Below are 19,102 nucleotides of genomic sequence, written 5' to 3' on the forward strand. Positions count from 1 at the left end.
TACCGCAATGCGGATGCTTGCACCGCATTGCGGATCGCACTACGATACACCGCATCGCATTGCGGGTCACTTGTTATGTGATCAGTCCCATTTTGAACACCCATAGCCTTTCTGCCGGGCGTCCAGCAATTCAATGCAGCGCGCCCAATGAGCTTTCAAAGGAGCATCAAATGAACTTCAGACCCACCCGGCGTCTCGCTTGCGCGGTGCCGTTGGCTGCGTTGATCCTCTCGGGATGCCAGGAACCGCGGGAGCCCGTGGCACCCAAAGTTCCCGACGTCGGAGTAGTGACCCTGCACAATGAAGACGTTCTGCTCAGCAGTGACTTGCCGGGACGTACCAGCGCCTATCGTGTGGCCGAGGTTAGGCCGCAGGTTGGCGGGATCATCCAGAAGCGACTTTTCAGTGAAGGTGGGCAGGTTAAGCAAGGTCAGCAGCTGTATCAGATTGATCCGGCCAGTTATCAAGCCGCCTTCGAAAAGGCCCAGGCAAACCTCGATACCACGCGCAATCTGGCCGAGCGCTACCAGCGCCTGGTCGAGAGCAAAGCGATCAGTCGTCAACAGTTCGACGATGCCGAGGCCAATTTCAAACAGGCCCAGGCGGATCTGAAAATGGCTCGGATCAATCTCGACTACACCCGCGTCCTGGCCCCGATCAGCGGGCGCATCAGCCGCTCGAACATTACTGAAGGTGCATTGGTGACTACGGGTCAGACCGAGGCGCTGGCGTCGATCAATCAGCTCGATCCGATCTACGTCGATGTCACGCAGGCCTCTACCGAAATGCTCAAATTGCGACGCGAAATGGCATCGGGGCGTTTGACCATGGCCGGGCCGGATCAGGTGCAGATTCAACTTACGCTTGAGGATGGCTCGGCTTACGCACTTCCAGGCGCATTGAAATTTTCCGAAGTCACCGTCGACCCAAGTACCGGAGCGGTGACCTTGCGAGCAGCGTTTCCCAACCCCGACGGCATTTTACTGCCGGGTATGTTCGTCCATGCACGTCTGACCGAGGGCATGCGTCAGCAGGCGATTCTGGTGCCCCAGCAAGGCGTCACTCGCGACCTGAAGGGTCAGGCCACCGCATTAGTGGTCAACGCTGAAAACAAGGCGGAACTGCGCGAAGTCAAAACGTTGCGCACCTTGGGCAACAAGTGGCTGGTCGAGTCCGGTCTGAAGGCGGGGGATCGGGTGATCACTGAGGGGGTGCAACTTGCCAGACCCGGCATGCCGATCAATCCCGTGCCGGCGACTAATACCGATGCCAACTCCGCTGTGGTCAGCGCCACCGAGTAGCGCTTGCGCTGCACACGTTCAAGGTAATACCTATGGCTAACTTCTTTATCAACCGGCCGATTTTCGCCTGGGTGATCGCTATCGTGATCATGCTCGCCGGCGCGCTGTCGATTCTCAAACTGCCGGTCAATCAGTACCCGAACATTGCTGCCCCGGCAGTCATCATCACTGTGACTTACCCGGGCGCATCGGCGCAGACAGTGCAGGACACTGTGGTGCAGGTGATCGAGCAGCAACTGAACAACCTCGACGGCTTGCGCTATATCTCGTCCGAGAGCAACAGCGATGGCAGCACCAACATCATCGTCACCTTCGATCAAGGTACGAATGCCGACATTGCTCAGGTGCAGGTGCAGAACAAACTGCAGTTGGCGACACCGCTGCTGCCGCAAGAGGTACAGAAGCAGGGCCTGCGGGTTGCCAAATATCAGGTCAATTTCATGCTGATCGTCGGGCTGTATTCCGAAGACGGTTCCATGGATGACTTCGACATCGGCAACTACATCGTCTCGAATATGAAGGATCCCATCACCCGCTCTAAAGGTGTCGGGGACTTCCTTATGCTGGGCGCGCAGTACGCGATGCGTATTTGGGTCGATCCACAAAAGCTGAATAGTTTTCAATTGACATCCCAGGATGTCATTGATGCCGTGCAAGCGGAAAACGTTCAAATTTCATCTGGCTCACTCGGTGGTTTGCCAACCCATAAGGGCGTGCAACTGAACGCGACGATCCTCGGCAAATCGCGGATGAAAACTGCGGAGGAGTTCCGAGAAATTCTGCTCAAGGTCAATCCGGACGGTTCACAAGTACGGATCAAAGACGTTGCGCAAGTAGGGCTGGGCGCCGAAAACTTCTCGATCTCCGGTACCTACAACGGCAAGCCCGCCGCCGCGCTGGCATTACGCCTGGCCACCGGTGCAAACCTGCTCGACACGGTTAAAGGCGTTCGACAAACCGTTGCTGAACTGGAGCCCTATTTTCCTAAAGGTTTGAAGGTGGTGTTTCCCTATGACACCTCACCCGTCGTGGGAGCTTCGATTCACGAGGTGGTGAAAACGCTGTTCGAAGGCATCCTGCTGGTGTTCCTAGTGATGTATCTGTTTATGCAGAACATCCGTGCCACGCTGATTCCGACGCTAGCGGTGCCGGTGGTGTTGTTGGGGACTTTCGGAATCCTTGCGGCGTTTGGCTTCACGATCAACAGCCTGACGATGTTTGGCATGGTGTTGGCGATCGGGCTGTTGGTGGACGATGCCATTGTTGTAGTGGAGAACGTCGAGCGGGTCATGTCGGAGGATGGCTCTTCGCCTAAGGAAGCCACGCGTAAATCCATGGTGCAGATTCAGGGTGCGCTGGTGGGCATTGCTTTGGTGCTCAGCGCGGTGTTTGTGCCCATGGCCTTTTTTGGCGGGGCGACCGGCATCATCTATCGACAGTTTTCGGTAACGATAGTGTCGGCCATGGCCCTGTCGGTGCTGGTAGCGCTGGTGTTCACCCCAGCATTGTGCGCGACGATTCTCAAACCCATCGATGCCAACCATCATCATAAGAAAGGCTTCTTCGGCTGGTTCAACCGCACGTTCGACCGAGGTGCAGATAAGTACAAAAGCGGTGTGGCGACCATCGCAAAGCGCAAAGGCTTGTTCCTGCTGATTTACCTAGGGATCGTTGCCGGCATGGCTTGGTTGTTTCCGCAGATTCCCACGGCATTCTTGCCGGACGAGGATCAGGGCACCATGGTCGTTCAGGTGCAAATGCCGCCTAACACCAGCGCTGGCCGAACCCAAGTTGTACTGGATGAAATTCGTGGTTATCTGATGGAGCAGGAAGGCGACGTTCTCGAGTCCGCTTATACGGTCAACGGCTTTAACTTTGCCGGACGCGGGCAAAACTCCGGCATGTTGTTCATCGGCCTGAAACCGTGGGAGGAGCGCAAGGGCGACGACACCTCGATTTTCTCTTTCACCCAACGTCTGCAGGCTCGTATCTCGCAAATCAAGGACGGAACGGCCATCGCTATCGTACCGCCCGCCATTCTTGAAATGGGTAATGCCAAAGGCTTCGACATGTTCCTTCAGGATCGCACGGGCCTTGGCCATGAGGCGCTGATGGCAGCGCGAAACCAGTTCCTGCAACTGGCAGCAAAGGACCCCGTACTAATGAACGTGCGCCCTAACGGCTTGAGCGATGAGCCCCAGTATCAGGTCGTCATCGACAACGAAAAGGCGCGGGCGTTGCAGGTCAGTATCAGCGACATCAACAACACCATGAGTACGGCGTGGGGGTCTGCGTATGTGAACGACTTCATTGATCGGGGCCGGGTCAAAAAGGTCTACGTGCAAGGTGAAATCAGTGCGCGAATTTCCCCTGAAGATTTCGAAAAATGGTATGTGCGCAATGCGCGTGGCGAGATGGTGAAATTTTCGACATTCGCCAGCGGTTACTGGACGTTCGGCTCGCCGAAACTGGAGCGATACAACGGTACTCCTGCGGTCGAAATCATGGGTGAACCGGCGAGCGGTTACAGCTCGGGCGATGCCATGCAAGCGGTGGAGCGCATCGTCAAGCAACTGCCCGACGGCATCGGTGTGCAATTCACCGGTATTTCCTACGAGGAGCGACTGTCCGGATCGCAAGCGCCGGCGTTGTACGCTATCTCCGTGTTGATCGTCTTTCTATGTCTGGCCGCGCTCTATGAGAGTTGGTCGGTACCGGTCTCGGTGATCATGGTGGTGCCGTTGGGTGTCATCGGTGCGGTGTTGGCCACCTTGATGCGGGGGCTGTCCAATGACGTGTTCTTTCAGGTGGGGTTACTGACCACGGTGGGCCTGTCGGCTAAGAACGCAATTTTGATTGTCGAATTCGCCAAGGCGTTGCACGAGGAACATGGCAAGCCTTTGGTGGAAGCAGCGATAGAAGCAGCGCGGCTGCGTTTACGTCCAATCATCATGACTTCTCTGGCTTTCATGCTCGGCGTGTTGCCGTTGGCTATTTCCAATGGCGCCGGTTCGGGCAGTCAGCATTCCATTGGTACCGGGGTGATCGGCGGAATGATTACTGCGACGTTCCTGGCGATTTTCTTTGTACCGATGTTTTACGTGGTGATCTGCCGATTGTTCGCGAAAAAAACAGCGATCCCGACCGCGCAAATCGCGGAGGAACAGCAATGAAGAACCTCGTTATGAATGCCGCGCTGGCGTTCGTCCTGATGAGTGTGAACGGTTGTTCACTGATTCCGCAGTACCAGCGTCCGCAGGCGCCGATGGATAATAACTGGGCAGCGCCTGTCGATTCCTCGACGACGGGTGCTGATCGGGTAAGCTGGCAAGCGTTTTTCCACGATGAAGCGTTGCGCCAACTGATTGGCCAAGCCTTGGAAAGCAATCGTGATTTGCAGGTGGCTACTCTGAATATCGAAAAGGCCAGAGCCGAGTACCGAATCACCCGGTCGGATCTGCTGCCCTCTATCGATGCGTCAGGTTCAGGAAATGCTGCGCGTTTGCCGGGTGACGTTGCACCGAGCGGAGTGACCGGTACGACCCATCAGTACAGCGTTGGTGTTGGCTTTACCGCCTACGAGCTGGATCTGTTTGGTCGCGTTCGGAGCCTCAATCAGCAGGCACTGGAAAGCTACTTCGCTACCTTCGAAGTGCGGCGCGGTGTCCGACTGGCGTTGATTGCTGAAGTCGCCTCGTCGTACTACCAACTGCAAGCCGACCAGCAACTGTTGGCGATTGCCGGCCAGACGTTGACGAGCCAGCGTGACAGCTACGAGCTGGTGCATAACCGCTACAGCCTGGACGTCGCTACCGAGCTGGACTTGAGTCAGGCCGAAAGCACTGTGCGCATTGCCGAGGCCAGTGAGGCGCGTTACAGCCGTGCAGTTGAGCAGGACAAAAACGCATTGGTGTTACTGGTTGGCAAGCCTTTGCCCGCGCAGTCGTTCAAAGCGATTGAGCTGGACGCGCTAAGCGTCGAGGAAAGCTTGCAGCCAGGCTTACCCTCGGCGCTATTGGCTTATCGTCCAGATATTTTGGCGGCTGAACATGCCTTGAAAGCGGCCAACGCCAATATCGGCGCGGCCAGGGCGGCATTCTTTCCGAATATCAGCCTAACCGCGTCGGCCGGCTCAGCAAGTTCTGAGCTCGATCAATTGTTTGCCGGAGGGCAGGGCGCATGGACCTTCATCCCCTCGGTCAGCCTGCCGATTTTTAACTGGGGACGCAATCAGGCCAACCTTGACGTTGCCAAGGTCAATACGTCAATCGAGGTCGCCAATTACCAAAAGGTTATCCAGGTTGCGTTCCGGGAGGTGTCTGACGCATTGGTGGCTCGAGCGTCACTCGACGCGCAGTTGAAAGCAGAAAGTCTGTTGGTTGAGGCAAATGAGCGAAGCTATCGAATGGCCGAAAATCGTTATGAAGAAGGTGTCGACACTTACCTCAATTCCCTGGATGCCCAGCGCAGTCTTTATAACGTTCAGCAGGCCGTAGTCCAAACGAAGCTATCGCGCATTAATAACTTGGTTTCACTGTACAAAGCACTGGGTGGGGGTGACGGCTTGGGGGGGCTGCCTCTGTAGTCACCTAGAAAATAACCTTTTCCTCCCTTGGCCCATGAAGCTATTTTCTCATGGGCCTTTTTTGTTATAGAACACTGAGTATGCTTTTCTAGCATTATCCGAGGATTCGTACTCAATTGATCCACTGGTATTTACTGTCACAGCCACTAGATCCAGAACACCAAGAGAGGCTAGGTACCATTCACCACGGATGAACTATACCGACCGACTGACTCTCTCTTGGGGCATCGTTACGCGAACCCTTTGACCTGTTATGCGCCTGGTCACTGGATCATGGTGAGTAGGTCAAAAACGCACAGGCTTCCTACGACCTTGCGAAAGACGTGACGTTGGCGGGCAGAGTTACCTAGAAAAACGTATGCCTCCGACACCGGGCCTTGCGTGATCTGAAACGGCTGCTATTTATGCGCAAGTAGCTGCTCGATGCCAGTTTGATTATGTGAAAGTGCGCTTTCGTGGGCTGATGAAAAATACGGCCCAATTGACCACGCTGTTCGCCCTGTCATACCTGTGGATAGCTCGAAAACAGCTGATGGATACGGGCGAGTTACGCGCTCAATACGAGAGGCCGGTCGAAAGCGCGCTCAACATACAGTTCATCGGTCGCCTTTCAGCCGGTATCCGGCCGCTAGATAGCGATGCTTCTGTTCTTCCCTTGCCGCCACGGTCGTAAGGTAGGTCGTGGCCGACGCTTTCGCAAATGACGGGGCACTCGGCGGCCCTGAAGATTCGAAATCGATAGCACTGCAGAAATGCGTAGCGTCGTCTGTTTCAGCCGTGCTTTGTAAGCATCTGGCGGACACACCTTGGTGATAGTTAAACTGCTACCTTTCGTTTTTGGGTGATGGAGCCTACTTACAGGGGGAGGCTCCACCCGTTCTGATGTCCTACGATTCGACGACGCTATCTAGTAGCGTCGTCCCATAGGAGTTGTCCACTACGCATAGCCACTTTTCCGAGATTTGTCGAAACACGTAGTTCGCCCTGCGCGAAATCTCAGCGTCTTTCCAGGCTGCCGTTATACGTTATGCAGGGCATATCACGCTAAGGCTGCTGGCTACGCTGGTACAACTCAGCGATCCAGGGCGAATGATGATTTTTTTGGTAGACGAGACATAACTCCTTTCGTGGCCGCGTCACCCCAACGTAAAAAAGACGTCGCGCCTCGCGAAGGGCCAGCGGGCTCTTTTTGTCTCTCCAGTTAGGTATGTCGTCACTATTAATACCGAACAAAATTACAGCATCGAACTCTCGCCCTTTAGCACTGTGTAGGGTGCTTAAGGTAACGCGACCAGTACCGTCTATTCGGCCAGAGAGTATCGTGAGCAGCATGTCATTGTTATCCCTTGGGTCAGTCCGCTTTATCATCTCGAGGCAAACCTCCCATTCTTGATGAGCATTGCGGCTGATTGATTGCCAAGGAGTGATCAATTCTTGCTGAAAACGCTGTAACCAAACATGAGTTGTCTCGCTTGAGTCAATGCTACCGCGTAGGAATGCCATCAACTGTTGAGACAGTGCTTGTTCTTCGAACTCTGTAACTCGCCCACCATAGACAAGGCCGATTGCTTGACCAACCAGGCGTTCATAGGGTGGATCTGCGACTTGCCATCCGCCAGTTACCCAGCCAGCGCAAGCCTCAATGAAGCGAGCAAGGCGTGAACTGCGTTTAACCAGCGCATTGCTGTCTGTTCGTATATAAGTAATGTTGGAACGTTCTAGCGAATCGACCACCTTATCGCCGAGCCAAGCCGCGCGATAGAGGATGGCAATCTGTTCAGACCGTAGGCCTCGACTGAGCAGAGCTGGCAGCACAGTCTTCGCGATATGCTGCGCCTGTAGCTCATGGCCACCCTCTACCGGCCAGAAAGTCAGCTCGCCCTCGGAAGCACCTTCCACACCGCGATAGTCGCGCTCCTCACCAAGTGCGCCCAAGGATGCTCGGATGATCTTTCCCCCGGAGCGGTAGTTGAAGCGCAGACGAATTGTTCTGACATCATCTCGTTTGGTTAGTCTTTGCAGCAGTTCGGGATTGGCACCCGTGAAACCGTAGATGGACTGATCCGCGTCTCCGACCGCGAACAGACGGAGGCCGCCTTCAAAGCAGAGCAGCAAGACCAGCTCGTGAAGTGCCTGACCCAGATCCTGGTACTCGTCAACGAACAAAACTGGGAAACGGGCTCGCAGCGCGTTTCGGATCCAGGGATGATCCTTGATCATGCGGAAAGCGATTAGCGGCATATCGTCGAAGTCAATGAGCCCACTATGACGTAGCTCATCCTCATAAGCTTCGATGAAGTCAGCTAACTCGTGGTTGCTCCCCCTCCAGGACGGTAAGTTACGATCGACATCGCGGCGGCGCTTCTCTTCAGCAAAGCGCCAGCGGTCGTGTGGGTTCCCCGCATCGTTGAAGACTTTTTCATAGGCGATCTCGATTGCGTCGCGACTTTCACTGCGCGTCGCGACGCGAAAATCATCAGGAAGTAGGCCTACAATGCAACGGGCATAGGGACCAATGACTTGCGTAAGCGCAAAGCTGTGGACGGTGCCAATAAAACTCCGATCACTACTCTTGATGCCCAACTTCGCGAGTCGCATCTCAAGCTCAATCGCGCATTCGTTGTTGTAAGTGATGCAAGCAACGCCGCGCGGATCGATGACATCTTCTATCAGTGTGCGCGCCATCGCAGTGGTCAGGGTTTTAGTCTTACCACTGCCGGGACCGGCAAGGACGACACAATGGCCGTGTTCGCATGCGGCATTGTATTGCTCTGGATTACCTTGAAGATCTGCTAGCGCTCGTATAAGCGCGAGATGGTTAGACACGAGACGCCACAAACTGGATAGCCGAAGCGATATAGGCGGGTGGAGTTAGCCCGGGCAGCCTCCTCGCTAGTTTTCCGCTGAGACGACCTTTTCCAATATCAGAGATCATGGCGAGTAACTGGTCCGGATCGACGGGTGTGCCGGCGCGCCAAGCTGTTATGCGCGCGGTGCGTACGGAGCCAAAACCTTGTTCGGCGAGGATGTCGAGCAGCGCCCCGATTAGGCTAGGCGTGTTCGCCACGGCGACCTCGAAGGTCTGGTTGTTCAGGAAGATGCCTGCAGGCTCCCAACCCTTGCTGAATTCGGTAAAGTCGGTTGCCTCCCACGTTGCGCGATTTTCAGGTGTCAAAGGAGTAGTTCCGGAAACAGCGCAAAAGGCATCCCAGATCCCGAGCGTCCGAGCCTTGCCAAGCGGTGGCTTGGTACCATCGAGTGGGTCCCAGTCGGTGACAACCGCAAACGGCAAGCCAAGGCTGCCAGCGAGCTTTACGTATGGGGCAAAGTTGGTGCCCGCGACATTGCAGATAGTGATTCCGAGTCGGTCAAGGTTTTTGCCCAGTGCGTCGGCGAAGCCAGGTAGCAGCGCTTCCTCGGCATCGCCCTCTACAAAGATGACTCCCCGGGCGAAAAGTAATTCGGATCGCGAGGCGGTCAAATATCGTTCTATGTCGTCGATCTCATCAGTATTCACTGGCAACGCGGCAAGCGAGTAGGCTCGGGACGCCCCTCTAACCGATCGTAAGGTCACGATTGATCGCAGCGGTGTAACTGCAGCGAGGGTCGGGGAGTGGCTAGTCACAATCAGCGCTTGGGCGGGGTCTGTATTTTGAAAAAGCTTGTCGAAGACCGTTCGCTGGAGTTGCGGGTGAAGATGAGCCTCTGGTTCCTCAATGCAAAGCAGCGAATAATTTCGCTCGTTCTTTGCCCGCCGCCAGGCAAACTCGGCCAGCTTTAACGCGATTAGCGCTACGTTTGCAGAGCCCAAACTTGCTTCTGCGATGCCACGCTTTCCTTCGTCTATATACATCGCGATCGAGCGAAACAGTCGGAGCGGATCGGTCGGCCCAAATCGTAACCTCGCGCCAATGTCATGCGTACTGCCAGCTAGATTTAAAATGCCAGAGCGCAACGACTCCTCGAGTAGTTTTACCGAGGGGAAATCTTCCATCTTCTTATTTGCAGCCTCGAGGTCAGCAGCGACGCCTTCCAGATCGCTCCGACTCACCGAAGCGACTGCATCTTCGAGCAGCGGCCTAAGTGGAGAGTAGCGCCAAGACGCGAGTTGTCCTTCGGCATCACGCAAGGCATCGAGCATATCGAGGGCAATCCTACGGCGCACCCGGCTCGATATCGGGCGGGACTCGTCGCCGCCGCCGTAGGTGATAAACTCGCAATCCTCGCCCGATTGTGGCGCTCCGCCGACCTCTGGCTTCTTACGGAATACATAGCTCAGTCTCGCGACCTTCGGATTGCCAGCGGTGCGAAAGTCGGTTAGCAAAGCGAGCAACCCATCGTCACTTTCAAAGTCGGCAAAATCGAGATGCACTTCAATTTGTGGGTTCTGCGTCAGGTCGCAACCATCCCAGAAATCTGAAAGCTTCAACTGCCGCGCAGAATCCGAAAGGGTTGGGTCAAAAACTAGCCGGATGGCGAAGAGTAGATTGCTTTTGCCGACCCGGTTTTCACCTAGCAGCACGACATTGCCGGCTAGCGGAATATTTACCATTTCAAAATTGCGAAAGTTTCGAATACTCAAATTTGCTAAGCGCACGCCGTTCCCTCTCTCATGCGGATCTTGTCTGTCAGCTTGTACGAGCGACAGGCCCGAAATCGGAAATTCGCCAGTAGCCTGCCACTTTAGTAGACGAAGCGTATTAGTGCGAACTGGATGCAGCCTGTTGAGCCGAGAGTTGACAGGACCGTGCGACCCCTTGTCCATTCGTCTACGGCGTCCTACCACCCTCTACGTCACAGCTTGTGAGGAGTGATGATAAAACGCTACTATGAGCATTCTCGCGGTGTTCCCATTTTGGGAATTTGTATGGTTGACGCCTGCTCGAAAGGGATTTATATTGATCCCAAATTGGGAACATTTTTATGCATTTGGTTGGTAAGGACATTCTCGGTGGTTTGAAAGGGCGGACCCCAGAGACCGATACGTGGGTCAGTGCTTGGGTTGCTGAGCTTGAGCACGCAATCTGGACGCACAAAGCAGATCTGATAGATCAGTTTCCCTCGGTAAGAGAACGGTACGCCGGGATTTATATTTTTGAAGTAGGTTTAGCGAAGTGTTGGCTAGAAGTGAGAATAGTGTTTCCTCAAAAAATCGCTCGCATAATCGCAATATTAGGTGCAGAAGAAATTGACGGACACTAAGGTCATAAAAACCGAGGAGCAGCACCAGTCTTATTTGGCCGAAGTCGACAGACTAATGTCAATGATGCCGAATCCTGGTTCTTTAGAAAGTAATCGGCTAGAAGTTCTGATTCTTCTGATTGAGGATTATGAGAGTAAAAAACACCCTATTGATGCCCCGGACCCTATAGATGCAATTCTGTTCAGGATGCATGAGAGAAGCCTCAAACAGGCTGATCTAATCCCGTATTTTGGCACCAGAAGCAGGGTGTCAGAGGTTCTAGGGCGTAAGCGTCCGCTTACGGTTCCAATGATCAAAGCCCTTTCTGTTGGGTTGGGAATCTCTGCTGAGACTTTGCTCGGGATAACTCATGCGGACGAGACACAATCTAAAGAGGAAGTGGATTGGTCTCGGTTTCCAATCAAAGAAATGGTGGCCCGGGGGTGGATCAATAAAGCGGTAGGTAAGGCGGCAAAAACTACTGAAGAGACACTGCGGGAGTTTGTATCGCTTATAGGGTGGCAGTTCGGCGAGGCTGCATTTAGGCGAACTCCATTGGGTGATGCATATTCGCCTACGACTAAGTACTCGTTGTATGTATGGCTGTTAAGGGTGATTCAGCGCGCTAGAGAAAATCGTGAGATGTTAGGTGAGTTCGATCAAAGCAAGCTATCAAGCTCATTTTTACGAGAGTTGGCCCAGCTTAGTTGGTTTGAAAACGGCCCACTGCTTGCTATCGAATTTCTTAATAAGCATGGTATAGCGGTAATTGTCGAGCCACATTTGAAAGGTACTATGCTAGATGGTGCCGCGTTAAAGGATGTAGACGGTACACCGATCATCGGATTAACACTTCGCTATGATCGACTGGATAATTTTTGGTTTACGTTGCTTCATGAAGTTGCTCATATATGGAAGCATATAGGAGCTGAAGAGGCTTTTCTTGACGATTTAGATGCATCTTCTGAGGATAGGAGAGAGGCTGAAGCTAATCGCATCGCTAGAGAAGCATGCATACCGAGAGTGGCTTGGAAGCGTTCAGGCGCTCATCTAGATCCTAATAAAGAAAATATAGACAAGTTGTCTAGAGAATTGAAAGTACATCCTGCCATAATCGCAGGGAGAATTCAGCGCGAAAAAGAAAACTATCAAATTTTCTCTGATTTGCTAGGGCGTGGAGAAGTTAGAAGTCTAATTGGTAATCATCCCTATGGTGAGCTATGACAGCCGTTTATGTTCCAATTCTCAAGGCTAAAGCCGGAGAGCTTGCAGCGCTTATGCATTTAAAGGACGTTGCTGTTGAGCAAATAATACCCTGGTTTGACATATCCCCAATAAATGACGAAAAACTTGAGAAGCTCAATGGTCAGCTTTTCCCACCGGTTGAATCCTATTTGAGTGGCGTCGCAGCGGAAATTTCAACGGTATGGAAAAGTCGAAAGATATTTCTCGACATGCCGAAGTGGGCAACTAATGCTCAAACTGAGGGCGGCGAGCACGTAATTCCATTTTTACGGAATCAATTAGCTTCGTTTCGTGTTAGTGCCGATCTGGTAGTTGATTATGTCAGATGGGATGATCCAGTTTACGCTAATGCGCTTCGTGGAGCACGAGTCACTGGTGACTGTAATTTTGCTCTGCGTCTCGTAATGGACTCTGATACGGTAGAGGAATTGTCCGAGGAAGAGTTTTTTCTGGAGAGGCTGGCTGATATATCGGACACTTTAGATTTTGATCCTGCCCTTGTTATGGTCATGATAGATTTTGGGGACATATCTAACGAAAAGCACACAATGCCTGATTTGGTATCCAAGTCGGAAAGGGCGATTGATATTTTAAAGAAAGCTGGGTTTAAAATATTTAGATTGGCGGGGTGTTCACTCCCGGCTTTTATATCGCAATCGATCAAAAAGCAGAATAGCACTGGGCTTGTTGTTAGGAAGGAAATGGGGGCGTGGCGGACGTTAATAGTGCAGCCAGGTCTTGAATTACTAGGGTTTAGTGATTACGGTATACGTGGTCCTAATGCAAAAGAAACAGGTGGGGCTTCAAATGCTAACGGAAAAATTCGTTATACAATTGAAAAGGAAATATTCATTGCTCGAGGGTATCCTTTAACCGAAGGTTTGAAAGGCGCCCAGCATCAGGAACTCGCGCGTTTAGTCATTAAGTCTGGATCTTGGGCCGGCGAAAAATTCAGCTGGGGAGACAAAGAAATTCTTCGGTGCAGCGAAGGAGCGTTTTCAGGAAACTCTTCAGATTGGATAGCAATAGATACAAATCACCACATTCATTCGGTAGTACGTGAGGTCATTGAGTATAGAGAGTTGGTAGCCGCTAAAGCTGCCAGGCAACCTATCAAAGTCTGAGTGGAAGAGAAATTCCTGTTTGCTTTCGACCCAAGAGAGAGGCGGCCCCACCTAGACACGTCTTGACGAGTTTGTCTTAGGGCGGTGGCGTGAGCCAAGCGCCCCTGTCGACGGTTGCGGTGGAGCTTTTACCAGCGTTTGGTGTCCGGGAGAACTAGATTCCACCCAAGGATTACGTTGCTCTGGTGATGACATCCATCTCAATCTCGATCCACCCACAATCTGGAAGGCTGTTAACGCCAACCGCGGTTCGAGCTGGCAGGGTTAGACCAGGGAACGCGGTATATAGAACATAGGACGCTGCATCCACCACTGATGTATGACGCGTAAAGTATTCGGTCGAGCGAACAAGGCCGCATAGCCGAACGATATGAGTAATGCGACTAAGGCCGCTATCGCACGTAGAGCTAAGCGCCGCCAGACAATTCAGCATGGCAATCTGGGCGGCTTTTTGCGCCTCCTCAAGCCCCTAGCCCTTAGAACGGGTACCCGTCGTCCGTACCGCGACCGATTATGAAGGATTCGCCTAGTTTGCGGCCAAGCAAAATCTAGCCCATTCGGCCATCAGCGTTCTCCGCTTCTCCAAAAAATCTGAACGAGAGTACGCTGCTTCAGTCTGATCCCTCTCATCATGAGCAAGCGCCAGTTCACATAGGTCTCGCGGGTATTGAGTGCAGTCGTTTGCCCAGTCGCGAAAAGTAGAACGAAATCCATGACGCGTAATGTCGGTATGACCCAATTTATGCAGCAGAGTACGCACTGCATTGGCGTGAATGACACCGCTTTTTCCTTGGCCGGGGAACACATAAGAGGAGTCACCGCGGGCTATACCTTTCAGCATTTCTATCGCTTCAGCGGGCAGTGGAACGCTGAACTGCTTCTTCATCTTCATTCGCTCCCCTGGGAGCGTCCATGTTTCTTTGTCAAAATCAAATTCAGACCATTGAGCAAACCGCACCATGTGGGATCTAGCGCCAGTCAAAATGAGTAGGCGGGCGGCTATGGCATCTCTTTTGGGGATTGCTGCTAGTTTGACCATCAGCGCAGGTAAGTCCTGCCAGTGCATGGCTGGAAAATGCTGACGTTGCCGGGCTTTTTTCTTTTCCGCTTTGCTAAGAAGATTATCCAGATGGCCGCGCCAACGAGCAGGATTATCACCCTCTCGCAAGCGGCGACTCTTGGCTGCATCCAGCACTTGTTCGATCTGGCCACGCACTTCATCGGCTGTGCGCGTTTTGGTCGCCCATATAGGGCGCAGGACGTTCACAACGTGATCGGTCTGGATGGCGTCAGCCGATAACTTGCCGATGATTGGGAATGCATAGAGCTCAAGCTTACGTAGCCACCCTTTGCGCCACTTGTCTGACCAACCAGCCCCATGTGCATGCTGGTGTTGAATTGCAAGGTCTTCGAAGGTGATGCGACGCGCAGTGGCCTCGCGCTCTGCTTCACGCTTCGCCTCTCTCTGTGCGTCACGGGCAGCCAACGGGTCAGCGCCTGTATTGAGGACTTTGCGTTGGTCCGCTGCAAATTGGCGGGCTGCACTGAGGGTCACTGTAGGGAAGGGGCCAAGTCCCATTTCCCGACTTCGGCCGTCCAGCTTGTAGCGAAAAATCCAGCTCGCGGCACCGCCTTTTGATATCTGGAAATAGAGGCCATCGCCGTCGTTGGTTTTTCCAGGCGTTGAGGTTTTGGCCAGTGACTCCACTGTCTTGCTCGTTAGCTTACCCACGCTGAACCCCGCATCTGACCCACACTTTGACCCACACTTTGGCGACGGATTTTACAGGATGTCCGTGGATCTCCTGAGACAGATAATACGTCTTGAGCCCTGATATTAGTAGGGTTTGTGGATCTTAGTGGATTTCTATAGGCAATAAAAAAGCCGGCTTGTGGCCGGCTTCTCGGGGACTGGCTTGGTTCATTTTTGGTAAACCGCGCCAGCCTTCAAAACGTACACCCGGATCTTGCGTCCGGCTGTGGGACTTGGCGAGAAAATCATCTGCCTTGCCAGTGCGATCAGAGCCGCGGGGCGGGGTGATGCGCAAATGTGGGGCGCAGCATACTGATTTTTTTGGGGAATTCCCAGTAGGAAGTGCCGGGTAGAGCGATTGCGCAGATGTGTAGCAGCTGCCGAAGGCTGCGTTCGGCTGCGTAGCAGTCGTAAATCCGGCAATCGCGGTCTTCCTTGGGTACCGCAAATTATGGTTTGCGACTGCGCAGCCGAACGCAGGCTTCGCCAGCTGCTACAGGGGCGTGCCTCACAAGAACGGCACCGGCGGCCGTCGCTTGTTCAGCGTCGAGCACCAGAACACCCACCCCAACACCCGAATGTTCTGCTCCTCAATCTGCGCAGCCCTGAACACTTCATCCGGATATTCCGCGCTGTTGTGGCTGCGCAATCGCAACCCATTCCCCGGCATACGGTGCAGGTATTTGATGCGCAGCATGCCGTCATGCTCGATCGCATAAATCTCCCCGTCAACAATCTGGGTCAGGCCGCGATCGATGGCGATGGTGGAGCCGTCTGCAATCTTCTCGGCCATGCTGTTGCCGACCATGTAGGCGCAGATAGCGTCTTTGTGGTTGATTTCCAGGGAGTCGAGGTGGCCGCGTGGCAGGCGGATGGGTTGGCTGATGTCTTCGATGACGTGGGTTTTGCTGGAGCCTGGGGCGATGGGTGTTTCTTTGTAGAAGGGCAGTTCGACGTCGTTGGGTTCGATGACGGTATAGACGCCGCGGATGGCCTGGGTGTTGTAGGTGTTGCCGGTTTCGTCGAACAGACACAGATCTTTCGGGCCTTCGGCGGCTTTCAGCCAGGTGCTGTGGACGGAGAGTTTTCGCGCGACTTCTTCCATGCAGTGAGCGGGCACGCCACGGGTGTACCAGTTGTGGACGTTTTGCGGCGACGTATCCAGGAATTCGGCAAATCCTGTTGTCGTAATGTTCGCTGCTTTGAGCAGCGCTTTGAACCGTGGACCGCTAGTGTTCTTTTTCATGAACGCGAGTTTACGGGCGCGGGGCAGGGCTTTGAATAAACGAACTGTTCAAATTGCGCGGGAATTTTAAGACCGGATGTAAGACGTCTTACGCCAGTTTTAAACAAGAAAAAACCGAGCGCCAAAATCGTTAAACGCAACGTTTAAAGCCCATTATCAGCGTCCATAAAAAACCCCGGATCAACCGGGGTTTTCTTGAAGCTTAAAGCTTGCAGCTTGAAGCTGGCTTTAGCCCTTGTAAGCAGCAACCGACTTCATGATCTCGGTGCGAGCGGCTTCGGAGTCGCCCCAACCTTCGATCTTCACCCATTTGCCTTTTTCGAGGTCTTTGTAGTTTGCGAAGAAGTGCTCGATCTGCTGGATCAGCAGTTGTGGCAGGTCGCTGCATTCCTTCACGTCGACGTACAGCTGGGACAGCTTGTCGTGTGGGACTGCGATGACTTTGGCATCGCCGCCGCCGTCGTCGGTCATGTGCAGGATGCCGATTGGACGGGCGCGGATAACCGAACCTGGAGCAACCGGGTAAGGGGTTACGACCAGCACGTCGAGGGGATCACCGTCGTCAGCCAGGGTGTTCGGGATGAAACCGTAGTTGGCCGGGTAGAACATCGGGGTGGCCATGAAACGGTCAACGAACAGGCAATCGCTGTCTTTGTCGATTTCGTACTTGATCGGCGCGTGGTTGGCCGGGATCTCGATCGCGACGTAGATGTCGTTCGGCAGGTCTTTGCCAGCCGGAATCTTGCTGTAGCTCATTGGGCGGTGCCCCCGTTAGTTGACCAAAAACACTTGGCCGGATTGACCAAAAAGTGGCGGCGATTATAGGCATATTCCGCCGCCGATGCCATGCGCCTTGGGTCGTGTAGACCTTAGTCGTGTCCCTGATAGACAGGGCTAGACGCCTGAAGTTGCCGCAGCCGGGACAATGGATCTTGCCGATAAAACAGCTTTAGCTGCTCGTAGACCTGTGGATAAGCCGCGTGCAGCAAATCCGGAGCGCTGAAGAAGTATTCGCTGGTGACGGCAAAGAATTCGGCCGGGTTCTCGGCGGCGTAGGGGTCGATGGCGGTTTCGGCGTCGGGGTTGCGGTCCAGATGGCGGTTGAGGTCATCGTAGGCGTGTTGCATGACCCTGGCCCAGTCGCTGACGCGCATGTCCGGATGCAGCGGCGGCAGGCCGTTGGCGTCGCCATTGAGCATGTCGAGCTTGTGCGCCAGTTCGTGGATCACCAGGTTGTAGCCTTCCCAGCCGCCGCTGGCCATGACGCCGGGCCAGGCGAGGATGATCGGGCCTTGTTGCCAGGCTTCGCCGCTGTGTTCGCCGTCCCATTCGTGCTCGACGCCGCTGGCATCGCGATGGCGCTGGGGGCTGAGGAAGTCGTCGGGGTAGAGGACGATCTCGTGGAAGCCTTGATACCAGTTCAAATCGCCGAGGTTCATCAGCGGCAATTGCGCCTGGGCGGCGAGCAGCAGGCGTTGCTCCTGGTGGAGTTCGACGCCGGGCAGGGCGGTCAGGTGTTTGTCTTCCAGAAACAACACGCTGGCTTCACGCAGCCACTGGTCTTCAGCGGCGCTGATGCCGTCCAGGAAGCTCAAGTGATGGCGCACCCGCTGCCACATGTCATCGGCAATCGGATGCCTGGCCAGGATGCGCCGGCGACGCCAGGCGCTCAGGGACCACATGGGCGCTCAGCGGGTTTCGGCTTTGGAGCTCGAACCGCCGAAGCGGCTGCGCACGACGCCGATGATCATCGGTACCAGCGACAGCAGGATGATGCCCACTACCAACAGCGACAGGTTTTTCTTGATGAACGGTACGTTGCCGAAGAAGTAACCGAGGGTTACCAGGCCACCGACCCACAGGATCGTGCCGAGCACGCTAAAGAAGAAGAAACGCGGGTACGGCATCCGGGCGATGCCGGCGACGAACGGTGCAAACGTGCGGATGATCGGCAGGAAGCGCGCCATGGTCACGGTTTTGCCGCCGTGCTTGTCGTAGAAATCGTGGGTTTGTTGCAGGTAGTCGCGGCGGAAGATTTTCGAGTTCGGGTTGCTGAAGAGCTTCTCGCCCGTCGTTCGTCCGATCACGTAGTTGGTGCTGTCTCCGAGGATCGCCGCCAGCATCAGCAAGCCGCCCAGCAGCACCGGGTCCATGCCGCCACCGGCCGCAACGGCACCGGCGATGAAAAGCAGAGAATCGCCCGGCAGGAATGGCATCACCACCAGGCCGGTTTCGCAGAAGATCACCAGAAACAGGATGGCGTAGATCCATGGCCCGTAGTTGTTTACCAGCATGTCGAGGTACACATCGAGATGCAGGACAAGGTCGATCGGGTTGAAATCCATGGGGGGCACCTGTGGTGACGGTCCGACTCAGCAGACCTGTGCGTATGACTTCATGTAAGCCTACAAGCGGATGTAGTTTTTCTTACAAGCCGGGAAGCTCGGGATTATACGGGGTGAAAAGTGAAAAGCGCGTGGAGTTTGTAGCGGGGGATGTCGCGGGTAATCAGCGTCCGACAGGCTGTACACAAATCCCTGTGGCGAGGGAGCTTGCTGTGGCGAGGGGGCTTGCCCCCGTTGGGTCGCGAAGCGGCCCCAGCAATTCATGCAGTTACACCGTGTTGCCTGGTTTTACGACTGCTTCGCAGCCGAACGGGGGCAAGC

At 54.3% G+C, this 19,102-nt stretch carries 12 protein-coding genes and 1 pseudogene; 6 read left to right on the forward strand and 7 right to left on the reverse strand.

Translation table 11 applies throughout. The features are described from left to right. Nucleotides 1–170: 170 nt before the first annotated feature. The 4 genes and pseudogenes from NK667_RS31350 to NK667_RS31365 all read left to right on the forward strand — a co-directional run. A complete protein-coding gene (locus NK667_RS31350; protein ID WP_054616746.1) occupies nt 171–1,301 on the forward strand; it encodes an efflux RND transporter periplasmic adaptor subunit in 1,131 nt (376 codons plus the stop codon). Between the two features lie 32 nt (nt 1,302–1,333). Continuing rightward, nucleotides 1,334–4,474: an efflux RND transporter permease subunit gene (locus NK667_RS31355; RefSeq protein ID WP_054616745.1), complete on the forward strand. Its 3,141-nt coding sequence runs from the start codon at nt 1,334–1,336 to the stop codon at nt 4,472–4,474. After that, nucleotides 4,471–5,886 carry an efflux transporter outer membrane subunit gene (locus tag NK667_RS31360; RefSeq protein WP_054616744.1) on the forward strand — a complete coding sequence of 472 codons (1,416 nt, stop codon included), beginning with the start codon at nt 4,471–4,473 and terminating at the stop codon, nt 5,884–5,886. The genes NK667_RS31355 and NK667_RS31360 overlap by 4 nt, the downstream gene beginning before the upstream one ends. Nucleotides 5,887–6,313: 427 nt before the next feature. Continuing rightward, nucleotides 6,314–6,439, forward strand: a pseudogene (locus NK667_RS31365) (IS5/IS1182 family transposase); the annotation flags it as partial. Between the two features lie 491 nt (nt 6,440–6,930). Here NK667_RS31365 and NK667_RS31375 read toward each other — a convergent pair. Further along, entirely contained in the window at nt 6,931–8,712 is a 1,782-nt protein-coding gene (locus tag NK667_RS31375; protein WP_054616743.1) for an ATP-dependent helicase, read from the reverse strand. Continuing rightward, on the reverse strand, nt 8,705–10,483 hold the full coding sequence (locus NK667_RS31380) for an ATP-dependent nuclease (RefSeq protein ID WP_054617220.1): 1,779 nt from the start codon (nt 10,481–10,483) through the stop codon (nt 8,705–8,707). The genes NK667_RS31375 and NK667_RS31380 overlap by 8 nt, the downstream gene beginning before the upstream one ends. A 579-nt stretch (nt 10,484–11,062) precedes the next feature. On the opposite strand from NK667_RS31380, the gene NK667_RS31385 reads away from it, so the two are divergent. Further along, entirely contained in the window at nt 11,063–12,292 is a 1,230-nt protein-coding gene (locus NK667_RS31385) for an ImmA/IrrE family metallo-endopeptidase (protein ID WP_054616741.1), read from the forward strand. Further along, entirely contained in the window at nt 12,289–13,437 is a 1,149-nt protein-coding gene (locus NK667_RS31390; RefSeq protein ID WP_054616740.1) for a beta family protein, read from the forward strand. The genes NK667_RS31385 and NK667_RS31390 overlap by 4 nt, the downstream gene beginning before the upstream one ends. A 526-nt stretch (nt 13,438–13,963) precedes the next feature. Here NK667_RS31390 and NK667_RS31395 read toward each other — a convergent pair. The 5 genes from NK667_RS31395 to NK667_RS31415 all read right to left on the reverse strand — a co-directional run bounded on the left by NK667_RS31395 (nt 13,964) and on the right by NK667_RS31415 (nt 18,781). Next, a complete protein-coding gene (locus tag NK667_RS31395; RefSeq protein WP_054616739.1) occupies nt 13,964–15,169 on the reverse strand; it encodes a tyrosine-type recombinase/integrase in 1,206 nt (401 codons plus the stop codon). A 529-nt stretch (nt 15,170–15,698) separates the two neighbouring features. Next, the gene (locus tag NK667_RS31400) at nt 15,699–16,436 is read right to left on the reverse strand and encodes a S24 family peptidase (protein WP_054616738.1); all 738 of its coding nucleotides are present in this window, start codon (nt 16,434–16,436) and stop codon (nt 15,699–15,701) included. A gap of 228 nt (nt 16,437–16,664) precedes the next feature. Continuing rightward, a complete protein-coding gene (ppa, locus tag NK667_RS31405; protein WP_054052377.1) occupies nt 16,665–17,192 on the reverse strand; it encodes an inorganic diphosphatase in 528 nt (175 codons plus the stop codon). A gap of 113 nt (nt 17,193–17,305) precedes the next feature. Beyond that, on the reverse strand, nt 17,306–18,118 hold the full coding sequence (locus tag NK667_RS31410; protein WP_054616737.1) for a M90 family metallopeptidase: 813 nt from the start codon (nt 18,116–18,118) through the stop codon (nt 17,306–17,308). A 6-nt stretch (nt 18,119–18,124) separates the two neighbouring features. Beyond that, nucleotides 18,125–18,781: a DedA family protein gene (locus NK667_RS31415; RefSeq protein ID WP_054616736.1), complete on the reverse strand. Its 657-nt coding sequence runs from the start codon at nt 18,779–18,781 to the stop codon at nt 18,125–18,127. Nucleotides 18,782–19,102: the final 321 nt, after the last annotated feature.

The organism is Pseudomonas nunensis, assembly GCF_024296925.1.
Taxonomy (GTDB): Bacteria; Pseudomonadota; Gammaproteobacteria; order Pseudomonadales; family Pseudomonadaceae; genus Aquipseudomonas; species Aquipseudomonas nunensis.

Excerpts from the sequence above, each read along its gene's own strand:
- NK667_RS31350 (WP_054616746.1), top strand. The coding sequence starts at position 171 with ATGAACTTCAGACCCACCCGGCGTCTCGCTTGCGCGGTGCCGTTGGCT.
- NK667_RS31355 (WP_054616745.1), top strand. The coding sequence starts at position 1,334 with ATGGCTAACTTCTTTATCAACCGGCCGATTTTCGCCTGGGTGATCGCT.
- NK667_RS31360 (WP_054616744.1), top strand. The coding sequence starts at position 4,471 with ATGAAGAACCTCGTTATGAATGCCGCGCTGGCGTTCGTCCTGATGAGT.
- NK667_RS31390 (WP_054616740.1), top strand. The coding sequence starts at position 12,289 with ATGACAGCCGTTTATGTTCCAATTCTCAAGGCTAAAGCCGGAGAGCTT.
- NK667_RS31400 (WP_054616738.1), bottom strand. The coding sequence starts at position 16,436 with ATGAAAAAGAACACTAGCGGTCCACGGTTCAAAGCGCTGCTCAAAGCA.
- ppa (WP_054052377.1), bottom strand. The coding sequence starts at position 17,192 with ATGAGCTACAGCAAGATTCCGGCTGGCAAAGACCTGCCGAACGACATC.
- NK667_RS31410 (WP_054616737.1), bottom strand. The coding sequence starts at position 18,118 with ATGTGGTCCCTGAGCGCCTGGCGTCGCCGGCGCATCCTGGCCAGGCAT.
- NK667_RS31415 (WP_054616736.1), bottom strand. The coding sequence starts at position 18,781 with ATGGATTTCAACCCGATCGACCTTGTCCTGCATCTCGATGTGTACCTC.